General features: G+C 67.4%; 23 protein-coding genes. 17 read left to right on the top strand and 6 right to left on the bottom strand.

Features of this window, described 5'->3' with window-relative positions:
- The 3 genes from J2805_RS00795 to J2805_RS00785 all read right to left on the bottom strand — a co-directional run bounded on the left by J2805_RS00795 (position 1) and on the right by J2805_RS00785 (position 3,122).
- Complete coding sequence (locus J2805_RS00795; RefSeq protein ID WP_309967703.1) at positions 1 to 237, bottom strand: hypothetical protein; 237 nt, start codon at positions 235 to 237, stop codon at positions 1 to 3.
- A 210-nt stretch (positions 238 to 447) separates the two neighbouring features.
- Entirely contained in the window at positions 448 to 2,139 is a 1,692-nt protein-coding gene (locus J2805_RS00790; protein WP_309967699.1) for an alpha-amylase family protein, read from the bottom strand.
- A complete protein-coding gene (locus J2805_RS00785) occupies positions 2,136 to 3,122 on the bottom strand; it encodes a TIGR03885 family FMN-dependent LLM class oxidoreductase (protein ID WP_309967696.1) in 987 nt (328 codons plus the stop codon). Before J2805_RS00785 ends, J2805_RS00790 begins: the two co-directional genes overlap by 4 nt.
- Before the next feature lie 201 nt (positions 3,123 to 3,323).
- Here J2805_RS00785 and J2805_RS00780 point away from each other — a divergent pair, with 201 nt between their 5' ends.
- The 4 genes from J2805_RS00780 (at position 3,324) to J2805_RS00765 (ending at position 7,406) form a co-directional block, all read left to right on the top strand.
- Positions 3,324 to 4,553: a Re/Si-specific NAD(P)(+) transhydrogenase subunit alpha gene (locus J2805_RS00780; protein ID WP_309967694.1), complete on the top strand. Its 1,230-nt coding sequence runs from the start codon at positions 3,324 to 3,326 to the stop codon at positions 4,551 to 4,553.
- Complete coding sequence (locus tag J2805_RS00775; RefSeq protein ID WP_309967691.1) at positions 4,553 to 4,861, top strand: NAD(P) transhydrogenase subunit alpha part 2; 309 nt, start codon at positions 4,553 to 4,555, stop codon at positions 4,859 to 4,861. Before J2805_RS00780 ends, J2805_RS00775 begins: the two co-directional genes overlap by 1 nt.
- Complete coding sequence (locus J2805_RS00770; RefSeq protein ID WP_309967688.1) at positions 4,858 to 6,231, top strand: NAD(P)(+) transhydrogenase (Re/Si-specific) subunit beta; 1,374 nt, start codon at positions 4,858 to 4,860, stop codon at positions 6,229 to 6,231. Before J2805_RS00775 ends, J2805_RS00770 begins: the two co-directional genes overlap by 4 nt.
- A 77-nt stretch (positions 6,232 to 6,308) precedes the next feature.
- Entirely contained in the window at positions 6,309 to 7,406 is a 1,098-nt protein-coding gene (locus J2805_RS00765) for an ATP-dependent DNA ligase (protein WP_309967685.1), read from the top strand.
- 85 nt (positions 7,407 to 7,491) lie between these two features.
- On the opposite strand, the gene J2805_RS00760 is transcribed toward J2805_RS00765, so the two are convergent.
- A complete protein-coding gene (locus tag J2805_RS00760) occupies positions 7,492 to 8,811 on the bottom strand; it encodes an MFS transporter (protein ID WP_309967682.1) in 1,320 nt (439 codons plus the stop codon).
- 250 nt (positions 8,812 to 9,061) lie between these two features.
- Between J2805_RS00760 and J2805_RS00755 the strand changes: the two genes are divergently transcribed.
- From J2805_RS00755 to J2805_RS00695, 13 genes are all read left to right on the top strand, one after another.
- Complete coding sequence (locus tag J2805_RS00755) at positions 9,062 to 9,871, top strand: IclR family transcriptional regulator (RefSeq protein ID WP_309967680.1); 810 nt, start codon at positions 9,062 to 9,064, stop codon at positions 9,869 to 9,871.
- A gap of 169 nt (positions 9,872 to 10,040) precedes the next feature.
- Entirely contained in the window at positions 10,041 to 10,922 is an 882-nt protein-coding gene (locus J2805_RS00750; protein ID WP_309967677.1) for a shikimate dehydrogenase, read from the top strand.
- Positions 10,922 to 12,886, top strand: a complete 1,965-nt coding sequence (locus J2805_RS00745) for a bifunctional sugar phosphate isomerase/epimerase/4-hydroxyphenylpyruvate dioxygenase family protein (protein ID WP_309967674.1) — start codon at positions 10,922 to 10,924, stop codon at positions 12,884 to 12,886. The genes J2805_RS00750 and J2805_RS00745 overlap by 1 nt, the downstream gene beginning before the upstream one ends.
- Before the next feature lie 98 nt (positions 12,887 to 12,984).
- The gene (gene pcaH / locus J2805_RS00740) at positions 12,985 to 13,854 is read left to right on the top strand and encodes a protocatechuate 3,4-dioxygenase subunit beta (RefSeq protein WP_396134195.1); all 870 of its coding nucleotides are present in this window, start codon (positions 12,985 to 12,987) and stop codon (positions 13,852 to 13,854) included.
- Between the two features lies 1 nt (position 13,855).
- A complete protein-coding gene (pcaG, locus tag J2805_RS00735) occupies positions 13,856 to 14,464 on the top strand; it encodes a protocatechuate 3,4-dioxygenase subunit alpha (RefSeq protein WP_309967669.1) in 609 nt (202 codons plus the stop codon).
- 65 nt (positions 14,465 to 14,529) lie between these two features.
- Positions 14,530 to 16,047, top strand: coding sequence for a lyase family protein (locus tag J2805_RS00730; protein ID WP_309969047.1), 1,518 nt, complete (start codon positions 14,530 to 14,532; stop codon positions 16,045 to 16,047).
- Complete coding sequence (locus J2805_RS00725; RefSeq protein WP_309967667.1) at positions 16,040 to 16,858, top strand: alpha/beta fold hydrolase; 819 nt, start codon at positions 16,040 to 16,042, stop codon at positions 16,856 to 16,858. The genes J2805_RS00730 and J2805_RS00725 overlap by 8 nt, the downstream gene beginning before the upstream one ends.
- Positions 16,855 to 17,346, top strand: coding sequence for a 4-carboxymuconolactone decarboxylase (gene pcaC / locus J2805_RS00720; RefSeq protein WP_309967665.1), 492 nt, complete (start codon positions 16,855 to 16,857; stop codon positions 17,344 to 17,346). Before J2805_RS00725 ends, pcaC begins: the two co-directional genes overlap by 4 nt.
- An 85-nt stretch (positions 17,347 to 17,431) precedes the next feature.
- Positions 17,432 to 18,643: a thiolase family protein gene (locus tag J2805_RS00715; RefSeq protein ID WP_309967662.1), complete on the top strand. Its 1,212-nt coding sequence runs from the start codon at positions 17,432 to 17,434 to the stop codon at positions 18,641 to 18,643.
- A 3-nt stretch (positions 18,644 to 18,646) separates the two neighbouring features.
- Positions 18,647 to 19,306 carry a 3-oxoacid CoA-transferase subunit A gene (locus J2805_RS00710; RefSeq protein WP_309967658.1) on the top strand — a complete coding sequence of 220 codons (660 nt, stop codon included), beginning with the start codon at positions 18,647 to 18,649 and terminating at the stop codon, positions 19,304 to 19,306.
- 1 nt (position 19,307) lies between these two features.
- A complete protein-coding gene (locus J2805_RS00705) occupies positions 19,308 to 20,003 on the top strand; it encodes a 3-oxoacid CoA-transferase subunit B (protein WP_309967656.1) in 696 nt (231 codons plus the stop codon).
- 178 nt (positions 20,004 to 20,181) lie between these two features.
- Positions 20,182 to 21,006: an IclR family transcriptional regulator domain-containing protein gene (locus tag J2805_RS00700; protein ID WP_309967653.1), complete on the top strand. Its 825-nt coding sequence runs from the start codon at positions 20,182 to 20,184 to the stop codon at positions 21,004 to 21,006.
- 108 nt (positions 21,007 to 21,114) lie between these two features.
- Complete coding sequence (locus J2805_RS00695) at positions 21,115 to 22,098, top strand: diacylglycerol/lipid kinase family protein (protein WP_309967650.1); 984 nt, start codon at positions 21,115 to 21,117, stop codon at positions 22,096 to 22,098.
- Positions 22,099 to 22,227: 129 nt separating this feature from the next.
- Here J2805_RS00695 and J2805_RS00690 read toward each other — a convergent pair whose 3' ends face one another.
- Both J2805_RS00690 and J2805_RS00685 read right to left on the bottom strand, forming a co-directional pair.
- Positions 22,228 to 22,956, bottom strand: coding sequence for a maleate cis-trans isomerase family protein (locus tag J2805_RS00690; protein ID WP_309967647.1), 729 nt, complete (start codon positions 22,954 to 22,956; stop codon positions 22,228 to 22,230).
- 8 nt (positions 22,957 to 22,964) lie between these two features.
- The gene (locus tag J2805_RS00685; protein WP_309967644.1) at positions 22,965 to 24,413 is read right to left on the bottom strand and encodes an amidohydrolase family protein; all 1,449 of its coding nucleotides are present in this window, start codon (positions 24,411 to 24,413) and stop codon (positions 22,965 to 22,967) included.
- Positions 24,414 to 24,418: the final 5 nt, after the last annotated feature.

Here is a 24,418-nt window from a genome sequence, read left to right as displayed (position 1 = left end):
TCAGGCGACTCGCCAAACGCTGCATTCGTCCGTATTGATGGCCTTGCGCATCCCGGTCTGACGGTCCATGATCCACACCACGCCGATTCCCGGCGCCGTCTCCTGCACCTTGCCTCGACGGATCACTACATCGTCATAGCTGGGACCCACCGACAGGCGGGCTTCGATCTCGTCGCCGCGGTGCAACTGGTCCAGGGCGCGAACACGGGTCACATGGGCTTTGGCTTCCTTCAACATGGCGTGGCCTCCTGAGCTGGAGCTTGTGCTGGTGCCTGCAATTTGCCGGCACATCCAGTGTGCTGCGCCATTGTTGCCGCGGCGTTTCATGCCGGTAATGGGCGCGTTAGTTTTCCGCGCCCCCGCTGTTTCAACAGCTGAAAGCAGCCCACAGACGCGTCGGATCCCAAGTCTGACGTCAGATGCGGCGGGCGTCAGATTCGGCGGGCGTCAGATCCGGCGGTCCGCCGGGCGTTGGATCCTGAACCAGCGGTAGCCGTAGCGTTCCAGCTCCAGCTCGAATCCGCCGTCGTCCGCCAATGCGACGTTTTCGCCGTCGAGCAGATCCAGCAGGATGGCGCCGCTGAGCGCCTCCGCCGGGTCTTCCGGCGACACCACCTTTGCGGTGACCGACGCGGGCTGGGCAGCCATGTTGTGGGCCAGGACCAGCGTTGAACCGGCGCGGGTGCAACTGTGCAGGAGCACGCCCGGATGGGGCTGCCTGATGAGCTCGAAGTCTCCCCAGCTGAGCTCCGGACTTTCCCGGTAGCTTCGGATGAGCGTGGCGATGAAATTCCACAGCGAGTCCGGGTCCCGTTTGGCCTGGGCCGCGTTGATGTTCTTCGGCCCGAAGTAGCCCTCAACCACCTGTGCCACCAGCTGGTCCGGCGGCGCCGTGGAGAATCCGCCGTTTTCCGTGTCATTCCACTGCATTGGCGAGCGGACGGCGGAGCGGCCCTTGGCCCGCAGGTCCTCACCCATCCCGATTTCCTCGCCGTAGAAGAGGACCGGGGTTCCCGGGAGGGAGAACATCAGCGAATAGACCATGCGGATCCGGGCGGGATCGCCGTCGAGCATCGGGGGCAGGCGGCGACGGAGTCCCCGACCGTACATCTGCATGTCCGGGTCCGCGCCAAAGGCGGCGAAGACTTCCGCCCGTTCCTCATCGCTGAGTTTGTCCAGCGTCAGCTCATCATGGTTGCGGACGAACATGGCCCACTGGTTGTCCGGGTGGATGGGCGGCCGGCTGGCCAGGGTCTTGGCCAGCGGCCGCGCATCCTCCCTGGCCAGGGACAGGTAGAGGTTCTGCATCGACAGGAAGTCGAACTGCATGTTCAGTTCGTTTCCCTCCGGGCCGCCGAAGTACTTCAGCTGCTCCTTGTACGGCAGGTTGACCTCGCCCAGCAGGATGGCGCTGCCGTTCCGCCTGTTGATGAAGCTGCGCAGCGCTGCCAGGTAGTCGTGCGGGTCGATCTTTCCGGCATCCTCCTTGGACACGCCCTGCAGCTCCAGGAAGAACGGCACGGCATCCAGCCTGAACCCGTCCAGCCCCATCTGGAGCCAGAAACCCATGGACTTGGCGATCTCGTCCCGGACCTTCGGGTTGGCGACGTTCAGGTCGGGCTGGTGCTTGGCGAACATATGCAGGTACCACTCGCCGGTTGCCTTGTCCTGGGTCCAGATGGACGTTTCCTCACCGGGGAACACCACCTGCTCCGAGGTGTCCGGAGGAGTGTCCTTCCGCCACACGTAGTAGTCGCGGTAGGGGTTGTCCACGGACTTTCGGGACTCCTTGAACCACGGGTGCTTGTCCGAGGTGTGGTTGATGACGAAGTCCGCGATGACGCGCATCCCCCGGTCTTTGGCCGTCCTGATGAACTCCACCACGTCGCCCATGGTGCCGAGCCTGCGATCGACGCCGTACATGTCGGTCACGTCGTAGCCGTCGTCCCGGTCCGGGGACGGGTAGAACGGCATGAGCCAGATGCAGGTGACACCCAGCGCCGCCAGATAGTCCACCCGCTGGATCAGGCCGCCGAAATCGCCGGTACCGTCGCCGTCGTCGTCGAAAAAGGTTTCCGGATCCAGGCAGTAGATCACAGCGTTCTTCCACCACAGATCGGACGTCTGGGCAATCCTCACGCCGTCACCGCCCGGTTCCCGCTGCCGGACCGCAGCTGGGGGAGCACGTGTTCAGCGAACGCCTCGATGAACGGCTTCTGCTCCTGGCCTACAAAGTGCAGATACAGCTCTTCGAAGCCCAGATCCGCGTATTCCTGGAGCCACTCGGCATGCCGGTCGAGGCTGGACGAGATGTTCACGGCCTTGCGCACCTGGTCCTCGCCGACGTCGGTGCTGACGCCGTCAAAGTGCGCTGCAGTGGGCAGGTCCCAGGGGATGGGCGGGGCGAAGACGTTGGAACGCCACTGGTCCAGGGCGACGGACACCGCATCCTCCTCCCGCCGCGCCCAGGACAGGTGGATCTGCAGCACGGCCTTGCCCCGGCCGCCGTTGTCCCGGTAGGCGGCGAGCATCTCCCTAAGCTTCGCGTGCGGCTGGTTCACCGTGACGAGCCCGTCAGCCCATGTGGCGGCGCGCCGGGCCGTCTCCACGCTGATTGCCGGTGCGATCAGCGGCGGCTTGGTCCCCGGAACGTCCCAGATGCGGGCCTGTTCCACGGTGACCAGGCCGTGGTGGGTCACCTCCTCGCCGTTGTGCAGGCGGCGGATGACGTCAACGCACTCCTCCAGGCGCTGCTGGCGGGCCTCCTTGGCCGGCCAGGCGTCGCCCGTGATGTGTTCATTCATGTTTTCGCCGCTGCCCGGGGCCATCCAGAACCGGCCCGGGAACATGTCCGCCAGCGTGGCCGAGGCGTGCGCGATGATGGCCGGGTGGTAGCGCTGACCGGGAGCCGTCACCACGCCGAAGCGGAGGGACGTGGTGGCCAGTGCCGCACCCAGCCAGGACCAGGCGAAGCCGGAGTGCCCCTGCCGGGCGGACCAGGGCTCGATGTGATCCGAACACATGGCCGCGTCGAAGCCGGCCTGCTCCGCCCGTTGGACGTCCTGGAGAAGTTGGCCCGGGCTGATCTGTTCATGCGATGCGTGGAAACCGATAGTAGCCATCGTTAATGTCTACCGTCGGGGCGCAGGAGTGTCGAGCAAAACGGAGGGCGACTTGAATCTGTGCACTGCCCGGAGCGGCCCGGTTCGGGATCGTGCCCGCGGCGACCGGCGGAGCCGGAACTTTCTGCATAGACTCTAGCCAGTACCGACTCGGAACAGCGATGATCCGGGACAGCGATGACGCTGGAAAGGGAGTGGCCGGTGAAGTTAGGCATAGCGCGGGAACGCCGCGAAGGTGAGCGGCGGGTGGCCGCGACGCCGGAGACGGTGCAGCAGCTGATCGGACTGGGGCTCGAGGTCCTGGTTGAGTCCCGGGCGGGAACAGCGTCAGGCCACGGTGACGACGCCTACGTCCTGGCAGGAGCCCGGGTTGTCCGCGAGCTGGAGCCGGGTTCACTCGACATCCTGGCCCACGTGCGGCCGCTGGAACCGGCGACGGCGGCGGCTTTGCGCCGCGGGGCCGTCACCGTTGGCCTCGCGTCACCTTCGTCCGAACTGGCCACCGTGCAGGCGCTGGCCGCCGCCGGGGTGACTTCCTTCGCGCTGGAACTGGTGCCGCGGATCTCCCGGGCGCAGTCGATGGACGCCCTGTCGTCGCAGGCCCTCGTGGCGGGCTACCGCTGCGTGCTTGAAGCAGCCATGCGCCTGCCCCGGTTCTTCCCGCTCTTTATGACAGCCGCCGGGACCATCCCGCCCGCGCGCGTCCTGGTGCTTGGCGTCGGCGTGGCCGGCCTGCAGGCCATCGGCACGGCAAAACGGCTGGGCGCGAGGGTTTCCGCGAACGACATCCGGCCTGCCTCGGCGGACGAGGTCGCCTCGATGGGCGGGACCTTCATCCGGCTCGATCTTGAGACGGCCGAGGCCTCGGGCGGCTACGCGAGGGAGCTCAGCGCGGACCGCGGCGCCCTGCAGCGCAGGCTCCTGGCACCTCACGTTGCCCAGACGGATGTACTGATCACGACGGCGGCCGTCCCCGGGAGGCGCGCCCCGCTGCTGGTGAGCAAGGAGATGGTGCAGGGCATGCGTCCCGGTTCGGTGGTGGTGGATCTTGCCGCAGAGTCCGGCGGCAACGTGGAGGGTTCGGTTCCCGGCCAGGACATCGAGGTGGATACCGCCGACGGCCAGGGCACCGTCACCCTGGTGGGCATGAAAGACGCCGCCTCCGCCATGCCCGCGGACGCCTCCCGGCTCTATGCGAAGAACGTGGCCAACCTGCTTGCCCTGATGGTCCGGGACGGAACCCTGGCCGTGGACTTCGGCGACGAGGTGGTGGCCGGCACCTGCCTGACGCACGACGGCGAGGTGCGCCACGCGCCGACGGCGGAAGCCCTTGCGGTCTCCGGCGGACCGGCGTCCAGGGACGCAACGCCCGGCGGCGCGGCGCCCGGCGGCGCGACGAAACGCGAGTCCGAAAATAAGGGGGTGGTCTGATGGACGGCATCAGCCTGCTCACGATCACCGTGCTCGCGGTCTTCGTGGGCTTCGAAGTGGTCTCGAAAGTATCCAGCACCCTGCACACACCGCTCATGTCCGGCGCTAACGCCATCCACGGGATCATCCTGGTAGGCGCCATCATCGTGGCCGGCCAGGCCGCGGACCCGTGGGTCCTCGCCGTGGCATTGCTCGCCGTAGTGCTGGCCACGGCCAACCTGGTGGGCGGATTCGTGGTGACAGACCGCATGCTGGAGATGTTCCGCGGCCGGAGCAGCGGCCGCGAGGACCGGGAGGGTCCGCGATGAGCGTCCTCGATCCGACCTGGACCGGCCTGCTCTACCTCGTGGCGGCCGCGCTGTTCATCCTTGCGCTCATGGGCCTCAACTCGCCGCGCACCGCCCGCCGCGGCAACCTGGTGGGCGCCGCGGGAGCCGTGCTCGGCGTCGTCACGGTGTTCCTCTCGGCCCGGCTGGACAACATTCCGTGGATTCTGGGCGCGATAGCCGTGGGTTCGGCCGTTGCCGCCCCGGTGGCCCGTCGGGTCAAAATGACCCAGATGCCCCAGCTCGTCGCGGCGTTCAACGGCGTGGGCGGCGGCGCCGCCGCCCTCGTGGCGCTGCTTGAGCTGGCCCACACGGAAGACGCGTGGGTCCGCCTGGCTATCGCCTTCACCCTGCTGGTGGGCGCAGTCTCCTTCGCCGGTTCCGCCGTCACGTTCGCGAAACTGCAGGAACTCATGACCACCCGTCCGGTGGTTTTCCGCGGGCTGCCCGCGATCATGGCCGCAGTGCTGCTGGCCGCGGTGGGTGCCGCCGTCGCCGTCGTCCTGACCGGTTGGCTGTCGCTGGCAGTGGCGCTGCTGGTGCTGGGCCTGGCCGCCGGCGTCCTCCTGGTGCTGCCGGTGGGCGGCGCCGACGTCCCGATCGTCATCTCGCTGCTGAACGCCTTCACCGGCCTTGCCGTCGCGGCATCGGGCCTGGTGCTGGGCAACGTCCTGCTGCTCGTGGCGGGCACCCTGGTGGGAGCCTCCGGTACCATCCTGACCCGCGCCATGGCCGCCGCCATGGGCCGCAGCGTTGCGGGAATCCTGTTCGGTGCGTTCAGGGGAGGTTCGACGGCGGGCTCCACCGCGGTCAGTGAGCGGCCGGTGCGCTCCTCCAGCGCGGAGGACGTCGCCGTGCTGCTGGGTTACGCGCAGCGCGTGATCATCGTTCCCGGCTACGGCCTGGCCGTGGCGCAGGGCCAGCACACCGCTGCGGAACTGGCCAAGGCCCTGCAGCTCCGCGGAATCCAGGTGGACTTCGCCATCCATCCCGTGGCCGGCCGGATGCCCGGGCACATGAACGTGCTCCTTGCGGAAGCCAACGTGCCGTACGAGGAACTCAAGGAAATGACCGAGATCAACTCGGAGTTCAAGACTGCGGATGTTGCCCTGGTGGTGGGTGCCAACGACGTGGTCAATCCTGCTGCGAAGACGTCCTCGGGCTCGCCCATCTACGGGATGCCCATCCTGGAGGTGGCCGACGCCCGGCAGGTGGTGTTCCTCAAGCGCTCGATGCGTCCGGGTTTCGCGGGCATCGAGAACGAGCTGCTCTACGAACCGCGGACCACCCTGCTGTTCGGCGACGCCAAGGACTCGCTGACCAAGGTGCTTGGCGCGGTCAAAGCCCTGTAGGGACGGAAGCGCAGGCGGGTTCGCTGAGCCGGGACAGGGGGTGGTGCGAAGCGGACCGCCGGGCAAGAATGGGCGGTATGCAACTGCCGGTGATGCCCCCGATCGCGCCCATGCTCGCCAAGGCCGTCAGCGCCCTGCCCGACGTGCCGGATGCCGGCCCGAAGTGGAGCTTCGAACCCAAGTGGGACGGCTTCCGGTCCATCATTTTCCGGGATGGCGACGACGTGGAGATCGGCAGCCGCAACGGCAAGCCCATGACGCGCTACTTCCCGGAGCTGGTGGAGGCGCTGAAGACGAACCTGCCGCCGCGGTGCGTGCTGGACGGTGAGATTGTCCTGGTGGGCGGCTCCGGTGACCGGCTGGATTTTGACGCGCTTCAGCAGCGGATCCACCCCGCTGCCAGCCGGGTGAAGCTCCTGGCGGCCGAGACACCTGCAAGCTTCGTGGCGTTCGACCTGCTGGCCCTCGACGACGAGGACCTCACCGGACGGCCGTTCTCGGAGCGGCGGAACATGCTGGAAAAGGCGCTGGCCCGCAGCTCCGCGCCGGTACACCTGACGGCCGCCACCCTGGATAACGACACCGCGCAGCAATGGTTCCACCAGTTCGAAGGAGCCGGGCTGGACGGAATCATTGCCAAATCCCTGGACGGCACCTACCAGCCGGACAAGCGCGTGATGCTCAAAATCAAGCACGAACGCACGGCGGACTGCGTCCTGGCCGGCTACCGCGTGCACACCAGCGGGCCGGACCGGATCGGATCCCTGTTGCTGGGCCTCTACAACCGCGACGGCGGGCTGGCCAGCGTTGGGGTAGTAGGAGCCTTTCCGATGCAGCGGCGCAAGGAACTGTTCGAGGAACTCCAGCCGCTGGTGACGGACTTCGACGGCCACCCGTGGGCCTGGGCCAAGCAGGAGGAGGGCAAACGGACGCCGCGGAACGCCGAAGGCAGCCGCTGGAGCGCGGGCAAGGACCTGTCCTTCACTCCGCTCCGCCCCGAGCGGGTGCTGGAGGTGAAGTACGACCATATGGAGGGCGAAAGGTTCCGCCACACTGCCCAGTTTGTCCGCTGGCGGCCGGACCGGGATCCGGAATCCTGCACTTATGAACAGCTGGAAGAGCCCGTCAAGTACGACCTCGCCGAAGTGCTGGCCACAGGGAAAGCTGCAACCTGACCCGTTCACTTAACTGAGGTGGCCCGCCCCCGAAAGGGGACGGGCCGCCGTCGTACTCTTCTAGTGCCTGAAACCGGGCCGGCTGTTACTTCAGGCCGAGCTCCCGGGTGGGCGTCCTGAAGGATTCCTTGGCCGTCAGGGCCGATACCGCGGCGATACCGCAGATGATAGCGGTGAAGATGCTGATCTGGACCCAGCCGCCGGGCTTGATGCCGCCCATTGCCGCCACGATCGCCGGGGCGAAGCCGGCCATCAGGAAGCCCAGCTGGGTGCCGATCGCCAGGCCGGAGAAGCGGACCTTGGTGCTGAACATCTCGGCGTAGAAGGACGGCCAGACCGCGTTGGAGGCGGCGTAACCGCACGAGAAGAACCCGATGGCCGCAAGGAACATGAGCGGTACGCTGCCGGATTCGAGGCTCAGCAGGAACACCGGAGTCAGGATCGCGCTGGCAACGGCACCGTAAATGAAGACGGGCTTGCGGCCGATCCGGTCCGACAGCATGCCGAACAGCGGCTGGGTGCCGAGGGCTACGAAGTTGGCGCCGACCACGAGCCACAGGGTAGTGGTGCCGTCCACGCCGGCCACGGTCTTGGCGTAGCTGATGGCCAGGGTGCCGAACACGGTGGAGACGGCCGCGATGAAGGCGCAGGCAACCACGCGGAGGACGTCGCGCCAGTGGTGCTTCAGCAGATCGGCCACCGGCAGCTTGGAGATGGCAGCGGATTTCTGGGCTTCGGCGAAGGCCGGCGGCTCGTGCAGCGTGCGGCGGATGAAGAACGCCACCAGGACAACCACGGCACTGAGCCAGAACGGGATGCGCCAGCCGATGCCGTACTTGACCTCATCGGGCAGGGCGAGGACGGGGATGAAGACGAGGGCCGCAAGGATCTGGCCGCCCTGGGTGCCGGTGAGGGTCCAGGAGGTGAAGAATGAGCGCCGGTTGTCCGGGGCGTGTTCCAGGGTCATGGAGGAGGCGCCGGCCTGCTCGCCCGCCGCGGAGAGGCCCTGGCAGAGGCGTGCCAGCACCAGCAGGGCGGGAGCCCACCAGCCCACCGTGTTGAAATCGGGGAGGCAGCCGATGAGGAAGGTGGAGGCGCCCATCAGCACCAGGGTGAACATGAGGACCTTCTGCCGGCCCACGCGGTCGCCGAAGTGGCCGAGGATAACGGCACCAACCGGGCGCGCCACGTAGGCGAAGCCGAAGGTAGCGAAGGACATGATGGCGGCGTTGGCATCAGCATTGGGGAAAAACACGTGCGGGAAGATCAGCGCAGCGGCGGAACCGAAGATGAAGAAGTCGTAGTACTCGACGGCGCTTCCCAGGAAGCTGGCGAGGGCTGCCTTCTTCGGGGTCCCGGCCGGTGCAACGGTGCCCGGCGTCGTGGACGGGAGTGTCTGGCTCATGGTGTTCCTTTGTGTGACGACATTGTCGCGGATGGATCAGGATGTTTCGCAGCTGCCGCCCGTTACTGCTGGAGGCTCCCGTGGAGGCTCAGCTGGCGGCGGCTGGAGGTCCTTGTGAAGACCCTCATCAGGTAGCCACATGGTGAGAGCTACTTTTGCGATACAGCAATGATGACTGTGAGGACTATCACCTGTCAAGAAAAATGATCACGATCTAGAAATAGCTCTCACGATGTGGCAACATCGAGGTATGAGTGTGAATCAAGACACAGAACCGGCCAACGTGCCAAAGGCCGCCAAGGACGATGCCCGGACGGACATGGTGGGCAAGGCGCTGGGCTTGCTCGTGCTGCTGGGCGATGAGCCCCGGGGTGCGAGTGCGGCGGAACTGTCGCGCCGTGCCGAACTGCCGTTCAGCACCACATACCGGCTGCTGGGTTCGCTGACGCGGGACGGTTTTGTGGACTACGAGCCGGACGGCCGCCGCTACCATCTGGGCCTCCGCGTCTTCCAGCTCGGCCAGCGCGTATCCAACCACCACGGCTTTGCCGGCACCGCGCTGCCCATCCTGCGCCGCGTTACCGAGACGACCGGGGAGGCGACCATCCTCTCCGTGCGCGACGGGCACCACCACCTCACCGTCAACAAGGTGGACGGCCCCCAGACGTTCCGCGTCACCAGCGATCCGGGCCACCTCGGCGCACTGCACACCACGTCTGTTGGCAAGGCGCTCGTGGCATTTGCCGAGGATGCCGAGCGTCAGCGCCTCGTGGAAGAGCTGGAGCTTGAGCCGCTCACGGAGCACTCCATCACCGACCGGGAGGCCTTCCGGGCCGAGATTGAGCAGGTCCGCCGCCGCGGCTACGCCGTCATGGATGAGGAAAACGAACTGGGGATGCGCGCCGTTGCAGTGCCCGTCTTCAATGCCCAGGGTTACGCCTTTGCGTCGCTGGCCACGGCAGTTCCGGTCTTCCGGCTCGGCCTCGAAGATCTGGTGGCGCTTGTCCCCGCGCTTCAGGAGGCGGCCGCTGAATTGTCCGCCAGGCTGCCGCAGCGATGAGCTGCGCTGCCCCGGCGGGCGCTTGCCGTCGTCGTCATTTGTTCGCAATAAGAACAAAAGTGCAATATGTGAACATTTCCTGTACTGTAAGCCATATCACCCGGCAAGCAGCCGCCGGCGCCAAGAGCGCCCCGGCAAGCCGGATGCCGTTGTCAAAGGAGCTAAACGGATGAGCAATCGAGCAGAGTCCTTTCTGGTGGGCCTCGTAGGGGATGGCGTTCTGCCGTCGCTCACGCCCCACATGCACGAGCGCGAAGGCGACGTCCAGGGCCTCCGGTACCTCTACCGCCCCATCGACCTCCTTGAACTCGGCCTGCCCGGCGCTTCCGTGGGCGAGCTCCTGCAGAGCGCCCACCGCCTCGGCTTCAACGGACTGAACATCACGCACCCGTGCAAACAGCTGGTCCTGGACCATCTCGATGAAATCTCGCCGGACGCCCGCCGCCTCGGTGCCGTCAACACCGTGACCATCCGGGACGGCCGCTTTATCGGCCACAACACCGACTTCTCCGGCTTCGCAGCCGCCCTGGCCTCCGGCCTCCCCGGCGCAAAGCTTGACCGCGTGGTCCAGCTTGGTGCCGGCGGCGCCGGGTCCGCCGTCGCCTACGCCCTGCTCACCGCCGGTGTCCGCCACCTTGACCTCGTGGACACGGACCCTGACCGCTGCGCCGCGCGCGCGGCCGAACTGGCCGGGTTCTTCCCGGGCAGCACCGTCACGGCCCGCACGACGGCGGAGCTCCCGCAGCTGATGCCCCCCGCCGACGGTCTGGTGCACTGCACCCCCGTAGGCATGGCCGCCCACCCGGGTGTCCCGTTGGATGTTTCCCTGCTGGAATCCCGGCACTGGGTGGCGGACATCGTCTACCGCCCGATTGAAACCGAACTGGTCCGCGAAGCCCGCGCCAAGGGCTGCGATGTGCTGGACGGCGGACGCATGGCTGTGGGCCAGGCGGCGGACGCGTTCAGGATCTTCACCGGCTTGGAAGCCGACGCAGACCGCATGCGCTCCCACTTCCTGGAACTCGTAGCTGCCGAAGAGGTGGCTGCCTGATGCGTACCGGGATCGCCACGGTGTGCCTGTCCGGCACGCTGATGGAGAAAATGCAGGCGTGCGCCATAGCCGGCTTCGACGGCATTGAAATCTTCGAGCAGGACCTCGTCACGTCCTCCCTGAGCCCGGAGGACGTCCGGAAGATGGCAGCGGACCTGGGCCTGACCCTGGACCTCTACCAGCCGTTTCGCGACTTCGACAGCGTTCCCGAGGACCTCCTCACCGCCAACGTCCGCCGTGCCGAGGCCAAGTTCAGGCTGATGTCCCGTTTGGGCGTGGACACCATCCTGGTCTGCTCCAACGTGGGCACGGCCACCATCGATGACGACTCCCTGCGAGCCGAGCAGCTGTCCCGTCTGGCCGGCCTCGCCGGTGACCACGGCGTCAAGGTGGCCTACGAGGCACTGGCGTGGGGCAAATACGTCAATGACTACGAGCACGCACACCGCCTGGTCGCCGCGGTGGACCACCCGAACCTGGGCACCTGCCTCGACTCCTTCCACATCCTGTCCCGCGATTGGGACACCGCGCCCATCGAGGCCTTCGACGCGGACAAGATCTTCTTCGTCCAGGTGGCAGACGCCCCCAAACTTTCCATGGATGTCCTGTCCTGGAGCCGGCACTACCGGGTCTTCCCGGGCGAGGGGCAGTTCGAGCTCGCCAAGTTCATGGGCCACGTGGTCCGCGCGGGGTACACCGGACCGGTCTCGCTGGAGGTGTTCAACGACGTCTTCCGCCAGTCCGATGTGGATCGCACCGCCGTCGACGCCATGCGGTCGCTGATCTGGCTCGAGGAACAGAGCGCCAAATGGCTGGACGCGAACGCCCCGGCGGGGCCAGGTGAGGTGGGCGCTGGTGCCGCCGGCCGCCGTCGTTATCCGATGGAGCTGGCCACCCTCCCGCAGGTGGCCGAACCGGCAGGTTTCAACTTCGCCGAGGTCAAAGCCGCGGACACCGCGGGCCTGGAGAAGCTGCTGGGCCAGTTGGGATTTGAGTTCAACGGCAGACACCGCACCAAGGACGTGCAACTGTGGACCATGGGCCACGCACGCGTGATCATCAACGAGCAGGACTCCGACAGGCCTTATGCCGCAGACGGAACGGGCGCGGCCGCCGCTGCTTCGGGCACTGCCGGTTCCGGGCCCGCCATCGCGGCCCTCGGTTTCGACGTCGACTCGCCGGTGATTGCCGCTGCACGCGCGCAGCAGCTCAAGGCCCCGGCGGTGCCGCGCAAGAGCCAGGCCAACGAGGAAGTGTTCCAGGGTTTCGCCGCGCCGGACTCCACTGAGATTTTCCTCTGCCAGGGCAGCCCGGACGGCACCGCAGCCTGGATCACTGAATTCGGTGAAGGGCTCGAGGTCCCGGCCATCGGAGCCCGCAGCGCCGTCATTGACCACGTAAACCTGGCCCAGCCCTGGCAGCACTTTGACGAAGCCGTCCTGTTCTACACCAGCACGCTGGCCCTGGAGCCGCAGCCGTTTGCGGAGGTGCCCAGCCCCAGCGGGCTGGTCCGCTCCCAGGTGATGCTCACCGCGGACCGCGCCGTGCGCCTGGTACTGAACCTGGCTCCCGTCATCCAGCAGGACGGCGCAGACGCCGGTACCGCCCACCGGAAGACCTACCAGGAGCACATCGCCTTCGCCGTGGACGACCTCGTGGCGACCGCCCGGGAGGCCCGCGACCGCGGCCTGGACTTCCTGCAGATCCCCGAAAACTACTACGAGGACCTGGACGCCCGCTTCGATCTGGACCCTGCATTCCTGGCCACGCTCCGGGAACTGAACCTCCTGTACGACCGCGACGCCGACGGCGAATTCCTGCACTTCTACACCGCCACCGTCGGCAGCGTGTTCTTCGAAATGGTGGAACGGCGCGGCAGCTACGACGGCTACGGCGCCCCCAACGCCCCGGTGCGGCACGCCGTCCAGTACGACCACCTGCACCAGCTGAAACGCACCCCCTGAACCTAACTCCAACCATCAACACCCTCAACCGAAAGGAGGCTGACGTGCCTGAAGACCTCAACCTTGAAACCTTCAACGCTGATCCGATCACCGAAGATGTGTCGGATGCGGCACCCCAGGCCGCACCCGGGACAGCACCGCAGGCTGCACCGGAGGCTGCGCCTCAGGCCCGGCCGAAGGCCGCCGTGGAAACCCAGCAGGACCTCAGCGCCGAGATCAAAGCAATCGGGGACGCGTACGCGGCAGCCCTGAAGAGCGGGACAGCGCCGGAAATCCAGCCGCGGCTGGACTACGCGCCGTACCGCAGCAGCATCCTCCGCCACCCCACCAAGAGCCTGCACCACGCCGATCCGGAAACCATCGAGCTGTACTCGCCCGCCTTCGGGCACCAGGACGTGCACGCACTGGAATCGGACCTGACCATCCAGCACAACGGTGAGCCCCAGGGCGAACGCATCATCGTCGCCGGCCGTGTGCTGGACGGCGACGGCCGCCCCGTCGCCGGCCAGCTGGTGGAGATCTGGCAGGCCAACTCCTCCGGCCGCTACATCCACAAGCGGGACCAGCACCCGGCGCCGCTCGACCCCAACTTCACGGGCGTGGGGCGCTGCATCACCGGGGCCGACGGCTCCTACAGCTTCACGACGATCAAGCCCGGCGCCTACCCGTGGAAGAACCACCTCAACGCGTGGCGCCCGGCGCACATCCACTTCTCGCTGTTCGGGCAGGAGTTCACGCAGCGGATCGTCACCCAGATGTACTTCCCGGGTGACCAGCTGTTCCCGCTGGACCCGATCTACCAGTCCATCGTGGACCAGGATGCCCGGGACCGCCTGGTGGCCAGCTACGACCACGATCTCACCCAGCCCGAATGGGCGCTGGGCTACAAGTGGGACATTGTCCTGACGGGCTCCAAACGGACCTGGACCGAAAACGAAGCATTCGGCGCAGAAGGAGACGAGGAATAACGTGAGCTCAACCACCAAGCTGACCCCCACGCCCGGCCAGACCGTAGGCCCCTTCTACGGCTACGCCCTGCCGTACGAGAAGGACCGCGAGCTGCTGGCCCCGGGATCGCCCGGCTCCATCCGCCTGCAGGGCACCGTGTACGACGGTGCCGGCCACCCGATCCCGGATGCGATCCTGGAGATCTGGCAGCCGGATTCCGACGGCAACATCGTGCACCGGACCGGATCGCTGGTCCGCGACGGCTACACGTTTACGGGCTTCGGCCGGAGCTCCGTGGGCAACAGCGGCGTGTACACCTTCACCACGGTGAACCCGGGCGCCACCAAGCCCGGTGCGGCAGCGTTCATCTCCGTGGCTGTGTTTGCCCGCGGCCTGATGAACCGCCTCTTCACCCGCGTCTACCTGCCCGAGAACGAGGAAGCGCTGACGGCTGACCCGCTGCTGTCCTCCTTGGATCCGGAACGCCGCAGCACCCTGATTGCGCGCCGTGATGCCGACGGCGGACTCACCTGGGACATCCGGCTGCAGGGCGAGGGCGAAACAGTATTCCTCGATTTCGAGGGCGGGCCGGCCTCCGAGGTAGCGGCTGCCGGGGGCGCCGCACAGTGAGAACCTCCGGAGCAGCCAGCGAGGACGGCCCAGTCAGCGCCATCAGCGAATATGCTGCGGGCGGCATGGACGGCGACGTAGGGCTCCTGAGCCCCGTGTCGGCGTCGCCGGCTGTGGCGGCGCTGACGGGGGACCGAGCGGTGCTCGCGGCAATTCTCGCCGTCGAGGCCGGCTGGGCTTCGGTGCTGGAGAAGGCCGGACTTGCGCCGGCCGGCTCCGCCGCCGTCGTGGCTGCCGCCGCGGATGTGGACCGCTATGACGTGGCCGGCATTGCCGTCCGCGCGCAGGGCGGCGCCAATCCGGTCATTCCGGTGCTGGCTGACCTCCGGACTGAAGTGAAGGCCCTGGACACGCAGCAAGTCGGGGGCGGTGTTGGGGCGCTCGGAGTTGGTGCACTGAGTGCGGTGCACACCTCGCTGACCAGCCAGGACGTGCTGGACTCGGCCCTGATGCTGCTGGCCCGCGACGCCGTGTCTGTGCTCCTGACAGACCTTCGTGGAATTACGACGGCGCTGGCTGCCCTGGCGGAACAGCATGCGGACACGCTGTGCGTGGGCAGGAGCCTGACACAACATTCCCTGCCGTTCACCTTCGGCCTGAAGTCGGCGCAATGGTTCCACGGGCTTGCTGCTGCCGCGCGGCGCCTGGAGGCCGTTGAACTTCCGCTGCAGACCGGTGGTGCCGCGGGAACGCTCGCCGCAGGGACTGTCCTGACCAAGGATTCTGTGGAGACGCCCTTCGACCTTTCGGGCAACCTGGCGGCGCAACTGGGCCTGGCGGCAACGCCGGGGCCGTGGCACACCAACCGGCTGGCCGTCACCTCGCTGGGCGATGCTCTGGCCGGCGTGACGGATGCGCTGGGCAAGATCGCGTCCGATGTGCTGTTCCTCAGCCGCCCGGAGGTGGGTGAGCTCGGCGAACCGCGGGCCGCCGGGCGCGGTGTGTCCTCGGCGATGCCGCAAAAGCAGAACCCCGTGCTGTCCGTCCTGGTCCGCAGCGCGGCACTGCAGGCTCCCTACCTGGCTGCGCAGCTGCACCTGGCGGCGGCCAACTTCAACGATGAACGGCCCGACGGCGCGTGGCATAGCGAATGGCCCGCCTTCCGGCAGCTGCTCCGCCTGGCGCTCGGCTCAGCCCGTCACCTGCGGGAACTCGCGGAAGGCCTGCAGGTCTTCCCCGAAGCCATGCGCCGCAACCTGGACCTGTCGGGGCCGCTGCTCCTCAGCGAAGGAGTTTCGGCCGCAGTCGCGCCGCTGCTCGACGCTCTGCCGGCAGGGGAGAACGCCGGTGCCGCCGGCGGGACCGGCAAGCAGCGGCTCCAGTCCGTGGTGGACCGGACGCTCGAGGCTCCGGCCGCCGAGCAGGCCGGAACATACCGCCGCCTGCTGCGCGAAGCTGTCCCGGTCAGTGCCCTTTCGGACGAACGGCTGGACGAGCTCCTGGATCCGGCCGGGTACCTGGGTCAGGCCGCCGAAATCTCCCGCCGCATCCTGGCCGCTTTCCCCGACTTCGCCGGTGTCGCCACCGGCGCAACCCATGACATCCCAACCCGAACAGACCTGAACGGAGTATCCCGTGGCTAGACCAACAGTCAAGGCTGTACTGCTCTCACCCCAGCGGCCGCTTGGTGACAAACCCCTGCTGGTGGTGGGGCCGTCATTGGGAACGTCGTCAGTGCTGTGGACCCAGGCCGGATCCCTGCTCGGCGCCGACTTCGACGTCATCGCCTGGGACCTGCCCGGCCACGGGGTCTCGCCGGCCGCGACGGAAACGTTCGACGTCGCCGAGCTGGCTGACGCCGTCGTCGAACTGGTTGATTCCATCGCTCCGGGCGAGAGGTTCCACTACGCCGGTGTGTCCCTCGGCGGTGCCACCGGGCTTCAGCTGGGCATCAAGCATGGGGAACGGCTCAAGAGCCTTTCCGTGCAGTGCTCCGGGGCCAAGCTGGGCACGCCCGAAGGCTGGCTGGAACGCGCCGAGACCGTCCGCAGCCAGGGCACTCCGGTAATGATCCAGGGTTCCGCGCAGCGCTGGTTCGCTCCCGGATTCATGGAGCGGGAGCCGGAGCTCAGCAGCCGCCTGCTGCACTCCCTGCGCGACGCCGACCGGTTCAGCTACGCGTTCTGCTGCGAGGCCCTGGCCGGCTTCGACGTCCGCGATGAGCTCGGCAGCATCCGCGTCCCCACGCAGGCCGTGGCAGGCGCGGAGGACACTGTCGCGCCGCCGTCGTTCGCTGCGGAAGTGGCGGAGGGCATCACCGCCGGCGGGGGCACCGCGAGTGCCGTGACGCTGGAAGGCGTGGCGCACCTGGCTCCGGCCGAGGCGCCGGCCCACGTGGCCGAACTCCTGAAGGGCCTCATCGCCTGGAGCGAAACCTGCGGGGCAGCGAAATGACCGGGATGGAAAGGCATGGCGCAGTCCAGCCGGACGCCACCAGCCAGGAGATTTACGACGGCGGGATGGTGGTCCGCCGCGAAGTGCTCGGCGCCGCGCACGTGGACCGCGCCAACGCCAATAAGGATTCCTTTACCGAGGATTTCCAGGACATGATCACCCGCATCGCCTGGGGCGGCATCTGGACCCGCCCGGGCCTGACGCGGCAGATGCGCTCGGCTGTCACGATCACCGCCATGGTGGCTCACGGGCACTGGGAAGAACTGGCGATGCACATCCGAGCCGCCATCACCAACGGCCTGAGCAGGGACGAAATCAAGGAAATCCTGCTCCAGACCGCCATCTACTGCGGAGTTCCCTCCGCCAACACCGCCTTCAAGACGGCCCAGCAGGTCTTCCATGAAATGGACAACGCGGCAATGGACAACGGCGCAACGGACAACACCGACCTGGACGCCGCCGCAGACACCCCCGCCCCACCCAACTAGGTAGCAGCAGGTGTCGTTTTGAGCGGTCAAAACGACATTAGCTGCTACCTCGTTTGGGCTCCCAAACAGAATCAAAGGAACAGTGATGAACCAGGCTTTTGTGTACGACGCCGTGCGCACCCCGTTCGGTAAGTTCGGCTCCGGCCTCGCGGCCGTCCGTCCGGATGACCTTGCCGCGCACGTGATCGGTGAGATCGTGAAGCGCGCCCCGAAGCTCGACGTTGAGCGGATCGACGAAGTAGTGTTCGGCAACGCCAACGGCGCCGGCGAGGAGAACCGCAACGTCGCCCGGATGGGCACGCTGCTGGCCGGCCTGCCGGTCTCGATCCCGGGCACCACGGTCAACCGGCTCTGCGGCTCGTCCCTGGATGCTGCGATCATCGCCTCGCGGCAGGTCAACGCCGGCGACGCTGACCTGATGCTGATCGGCGGCGCGGAGTCGATGTCCCGGGCCCCGTGGGTGCTGCCCAAGACCGAGAAGCCCTACCCGGCAGGGGACATGACCCTGGCCTCCACCACGCTGGGCTGGCGCCTGGTGAACAAGGCGATGCCGAAGGACTGGACCATCTCGCTGGGCGAGGCCACCGAGCGGCTGGCCGAGAAGTACGGCGTGACCCGCGAGGCCCAGGACGAGTTCGCCGCGAACTCGCACAACCTGTCCGCCGCGGCGTGGGATGAGGGTTTCTACGACAACCTGGTAGCCCCGGTTCCGGGCACGGACCTGGTCCGGGACGAAGGCATCCGCGCCGGATCCTCGGCCGAGAAACTCGCCGGGCTCAAGACCGTGTTCCGCACCGAGAACGGCACCGTCACCGCCGGGAACGCGTCCCCGCTGTCCGACGGCGCCTCCGCGGCCTGGGTCGGATCGGAGAACGCCGCCGGGCTGCTGGGGATGGAACCTTTGGCCCGGATCGCAGGGCGCGGCGCGCACGCCAACGATCCGCAGTACTTCGGGTACGCCCCGGTGGAGGCGGCGAACAAGGCCCTCGCGAAGGCGGGCATCGGCTGGGACCAGGTGGGCGCCGTCGAACTTAACGAAGCGTTCGCCGCGCAGTCCCTGGCGTGTGTCAACGCCTGGGGCATCGATCATTCAATCGTGAACCGGCACGGCGGCGCGATTGCGATGGGGCACCCGCTGGGCGCCTCGGGCGGGCGCATCCTGGGCACGCTGGCCAGGTCCCTGCAGGCCTCCGGTGAACGTTGGGGCGTCGCCGCGATCTGCATCGGCGTCGGCCAGGGCCTGGCCGTCGTCCTCGAAAACATGACCGTTGCCGGAACCAACACAGAGAAGGGCTGAGCGATGCTGAATTTCATTGACACCGTCGGCGAGGCGGTCGCCGGCATCAGGGACGGTTCCACGGTGATGATCGGCGGTTTCGGCAATGCCGGCCAGCCGTTCGAACTGATTGACGCGCTGATGGACTGCGGTGCCCGCGAGCTCACCGTGGTGAACAACAACGCCGGCCAGGGAGATCAGGGCCTGGCGCTGCTGATCAAGGAAGGTCGGGTGAAGAAGATGATCTGTTCCTTCCCGCGGCAGTCCGACTCCTGGCACTTCGATGCCAAGTACAAGGCCGGCGAAATCGAACTGGAACTGGTCCCGCAGGGCAACCTGGCCGAGCGCATCCGTGCTGCCGGCGCGGGCATCGGCGGGTTCTTCACCCCCACCGGGTACGGCACCATGCTGGCCGAGGGCAAGGAAACCCGGATCATCGACGGCCGCGGCCAGGTGTTTGAGACCCCCATCCACGCCGATGTCGCGCTCATCAAGGCACTCAAGGCGGACGGCAAGGGCAACCTCGTGTACCGCAAGACGGCCCGGAACTTCGGCCCGATCATGGCTGCCGCGGCCAAGCACACCATCGCCCAGGTATCGGAAATCGTGCCGGTGGGCGGGCTGGACCCGGAGAACGTGGTCACCCCCGGTATTTACGTCAACAGCATTGTGAAGGTGGCCTGAGATGAGCGCGCAGACAAGCAGTGAGACCGGTTCGATCCAGACGTCCGCGACGCCGCTGGGCCGCGACGACCTGGCCCGGCTCGTGGCGAAGGACATCAAGCCGGGTTCGTTCGTGAACCTGGGCATCGGCCAGCCCACCCTGGTCTCCAACTACCTGCAGCCGGAGCAGGACATCACGCTCCATACCGAGAACGGCATGCTCGGCATGGGCCCCGAGGCCAAGGGCGGCGAGATTGATGAGGACCTCATCAATGCGGGCAAGATCCCGGTGACCGAACTCCCGGGTGCGTCCTACTTCCACCATGCCGACTCGTTCGCGATCATGCGCGGCGGTCACCTGGACATCTGCGTCCTCGGCGCGTTCCAGGTCTCCGCCACCGGGGACCTCGCCAACTGGCACACCGGCGCCCCGGACGCCATTCCAGCCGTTGGCGGTGCGATGGACCTGGCCACCGGAGCCAAGGACGTGTTCGTGATGATGACGCTCCTGACCCGCGACGGCGCCTCCAAGATCGTCGAGGCGTGCACCTACCCGCTTACCGGCGTGGGCTGCGTGACCCGCGTCTACACCGATAAGGCCGTCTTCCTCACCGGCCCCGACGGCGTCCAGGTCCGCGAAACCTTCGGCTGCACGCTCGAGGAGCTCCAGGAACTGGTGCCCGTCCCGCTCACCGCAGCTCCCGCCGTCGAACGCTAAACCGCGCCACAGCGCGAACGGGCACTTAAGCCCCCAACCCACAGCGCGAACGGGCACTTAAGCCCCGGCGGGAGGGCCGCAAGTGCCCGTTCGCGCTCAGGGGGTGAGGGGGCAGGGGAGGGCCCCAAGTGTCCGTTCGCGCTTCAGGGGTCCGGGCGGGCTAATAGGATTGGTGACCATGACCGACCCAGCAGCAGAGACCGCGCCCAGGCCCTCCTCTGCGCCCCAGGCCAGCGACCAGTACGTCCAGTCCCTGGCGCGCGGCCTGGCCGTGATCCGCGCCTTCGACACCGACCACCCTGTGATGACCCTCACCGAGGTGGCTGCGCGCACCGACCTCACCCGCGCCACCGCCCGTCGCTTCCTGCACACCCTCGTGGAGCTGGGCTACGTCCGCACCGACGGGAAGACGTTCGCCCTGACGGCCCAGGTGCTGCAGCTGGGCTACGCCTACCTGTCCGGCCTGTCCTTGCCGCAGTTGGCCCAGCCGCATCTGGAGGAGCTGTCGCTCCGGCTGGGGGAGTCGACGTCGGCCGCTGTCCTGGACGGGAAGGACATCGCCTACATTGCCCGCGTCACCACCCGCCGGATCATGAACGTGGGCATCACCGTGGGTACCCGGTTCCCCGCCTACGCCACCTCCATGGGCCGGGTGCTGCTCGCCGCGCTGCCGCCGGCCAAGCTGGAGGAGTACCTCGCGGAGGCCGAGGTCAAGCCCCTCACCCCCCGGGCCATCGGCACCAAGAAGGACCTCGTGGCAGCCCTCGACACCGTCCGGGCGCAGGGCTGGTGCCTCCTGGACCAGGAGCTCGAGCTGGGCCTTATGTCCATCGCGGCCCCGGTTTTCCACGGCCCAGCCAAGGTGGTGGCAGCCATCAACGTGTCGCTGCAGGCACAGTCAGTGGCCGCCAAACCGGACCCCAAGGCCTATCTGGACATGGTGCGGAAGGAAACCGTGGAGACGGCCCGGCTGATTTCCGCGGACCTCTCAGCCAAGCACTAGCGGGCCGGCCGGTGCCGACAACCTAAGCCTGCTGCCCAAAATCGCCGGATCACCGTTACGCTTCACGTGGGGAGTACCCCCCGAAAAATTTTGCCCGTGAAGGATGCCATGACACAGCACAGCAATGAGCCGGAGAACAGCAGCGCTCCGTCGAGCACTCCGCCGGCCCGGACTGGTACCAACACCAGGCTCGCCGCCGTCGTCGTCAACCCCGCCAAGGCCGTGGGCGCCGATCTCCGCGGCGCCCTGGTCCGGCTCTGCGAAACGCAGGGCTGGGCGGAACCGCTGTGGCTCGAGACCACTGTCGAGGACCCGGGCGAGGGCCAGGCACGCGAGGCGCTGGAGGCCGGGGCCGACGTCGTCATTGCGGCCGGCGGCGACGGCACCGTACGCTGCGTGGCGGAGGTTCTCGCGGGAACCGGGGTTCCCCTGGGACTTGTTCCGCTGGGCACCGGCAACCTGTTGGCCCGCAACCTTGGCGTCGACATCACCGACCCCGTGTCAGCGGCGTTCGACGTCCTGAACGGCACGGAACGCACCGTGGACGTGGTCAAGGCAAAACTGGATCACTCGGACGACGAGCAGGTGTTCCTGGTGATGGCCGGGCTCGGCTACGACGCCGCCATCATGGCCGACACCGTTGACGTGCTCAAGGACCGGATGGGCTGGCTCGCCTATGTCGAAGCCGGCATCCGCAAACTGCCCGGCAAACCGGTGAAGGCCAAGGTCAGTGTTAACGGGCAGCGCCCCATCGGGCGACGGATCCGCAGCGTCATGATCGGCAACTGCGGCCGGATCATGGGCGGCGTGGAAATCTTTCCCGACGCAAAAGTCGACGACGGCGTGCTGGACCTGCTGATCCTGTCCCCGAAGGGACGGCTGGGTTGGCTGGGAGTGGTGGCGGGCATCTTCGGCCGACGGAAGAACGAGACGGAATCCGTGGAGTACTTCCAGGGCAAGACCGCCGAGATCACCTTGGAGCACGAACAGGAATTCCAGCTCGACGGCGACCATATGGGCACCGGCAAGCACCTGGCCATCAGCATCGAACCGAACGCCCTGAAGATCCTGATGACGGCCCCGAGGTCCTGACCGGGAGCCTGAACAACAGTAATTAAGGTTCGACGGGGGCCCGCTCCCAGTGGGCGGGCCGCCGTCGTCTTGCCTGGGCTGCTGCTGCTTGAACTGCAGTGCTGCTTGGGGTTCAGCGCTGCGCCGGATTCAGCAGGCCAGCAGCCTGCCCCACCTCGGTGCGAGCAAGGGGGACCCGGCAAGTTTGAGGCAGTGCCACAGCGTCACGGCCACGGAGTCCAGCACCGGAACGCCGGTTTCCGCCTCCACTTCCGCTGCGATGTTGGCACCGTACAGGTTGGTGCAGAGGTAGATCAGGGCGTCCGGGCGGGCTGCCGCGAGTTCCAGGGACCCCGGTCGCATCTCATCGTCCGTAACCCGGCCGAAGGACTCGTTGTCGCTCAGGCCCAGGGCGCGGTGGCCGATGGTCTTGATGCCGTCCTGCTCGTAGGAGGCCATGATGGCGCGGTTGACGTCCTCCGTGTAAGGCGTGAAGAGCCCTATCCGTTCCGTCCCGAAGGACTCGAACGCCGCCAGGTATGCGAGCGTGGACGTGGTGGCCGGAATGCCCGTTGCGTCGCGGATTTCGGCGGCCAGCTCACGGTCGTGGTCGGCCCCGAGCCACGACCCGGAGGTGCCGTTCCAGGCGATGACATCCACATCAGCCGTTGCCAGCAGCTCCGCGGCCGCGCGCATGACAGCGGGATCAAACTGCTTGTCCGAGGAGTCATCCAGGGCGATACGGGTGACGGGGATCCGGGTGAAATGGATGGTGACGTCATCCCTGTCGCCAAGGATCCGGTAGCTCTGCGGCTCCAGGCAGGTGTTGGAGGACGGCACGATCATGCCGATGCGGGTCTTGCGTGCTGCGGAAGGCATGGCTGCTCCTACTTTGCTGCGGCGAGGGCTGCGGGAATGGCGGATCCTGCGGCGGAACCCGCGTCTGACGCCTGGTGTTCGCGGAAGCCGTTCCGGGCCACAAAACGCCCCACGGCACCGGGATCTTGGAAGCCGTCGCTGTCCAGCACCACACGCCCGGCGGACACCACGACGGCGGGCCAGCCGGTGAGCGTCCGGCCGTCGAACGGCGAGAAATCAGTGCCCATGTGCAGCGCACCGCCGTCCACCGCCCGCTCCTCGGCCGGATCGAAGATCACCAGGTCGGCGTCGAAGCCCTCGGCGATGGTCCCCTTGCCTGGGACCGCGTTGATGCGGGCAGGGCCTGCGGCGAAGACCTCCACGAAGTCCTCCACCGAAGTGCCCGTGGAAGCCATGGCCGTGAAGGTGACAGGCATCCGGGTTTCCACCCCCGGGAGGCCGTGCGGCATGGCGCGGACGTCGTCCGTGCGCTCGCGCTTTTGCGACAGGTCGTAGCAGGAGTGGTCCGAGGAAACGGTGTGGATTGCGCCGCCGGCCAGGCGCTCCCTGAGTGCGGCAACGGTCTCGGGGCTGCGCATCGGCGGGCAGCAGGCGTACCACTCGGGGAAGGCGGAGCCGTAGACCGTGTCATCGAGGGTGAGGTAGTGCGGACACGTCTCGGAGTAGGCCTCCTGGCCGCGGGCACGTGCCTCGGTGACCAGGTCGACGGCGCCCGGCGTGGACTGGTGCACGAAGTACACCGGGGCCTTGGTGTACTCGGCCATGGCCAGGGTTTCCTTGACCGAGATTTCCTCGGCAAGCTCCGGCCGGGTCCGGTGCAGGTGTTCGATGCCGATCCTGCCGTCGTCGGCGTGTTGCTGTGTGCAGTCGCTGATGATGGGGTCGTGCTCGGCGTGGATGTAGGTGAGGCCGTCCAGCCGGACCATCTCGCGCATGACCTTCAGGATGGTGTCCCCGTCCGCCATCGTGGTGCCGCGGTTGGTGGTGTACATCTTCACGGAGCGCACACCCTCGGCGGCCAGCTGCTCCAGCTGCCACGGTACGGTTTCGTCCCAGCTGACCACTGACCCGTGCAGGGCGACGTCGCAGCGGGATTCCAACGCCAGTTCCTTTTTGTGGAGCACGGCGGCCAGCGGGGTTTCCTGGGCGTCCCGGGGAATCCCGAAGTCGATGATCGTGGTGGTGCCGCCCCAGAGCGCAGCTGTGGAGGTGGTGCGGTAGTCGTCCAGCGTGCGGAAGCGTCCGGTCACCTGGGCAACATGGCAGTGGCCGTCCACGCCGCCGGGAATCACCAGCCGGCCGGTGGCGTCGACGATGCGGTCAGCTGCGGGGACCGGTTCGGTGGCGTCGATGAGCTGCTCAATGCGGCCGTCGCGGACCACCACATGGGCGTTCCGGCGGCCGAAGCTGTTGACCACGGTGCCGTGGGCGATGACGAGGTCTGGAATGCGGGACATCATTG

Origin of the sequence: Arthrobacter oryzae, from assembly GCF_031454875.1 — a bacterium.
In the GTDB taxonomy this organism is placed as follows: domain Bacteria; phylum Actinomycetota; class Actinomycetes; order Actinomycetales; family Micrococcaceae; genus Arthrobacter; species Arthrobacter oryzae_D.
The sequence above is the reverse complement of the archived record's forward strand: the minus strand, read 5'-3'. Positions and strand labels throughout refer to the sequence as shown.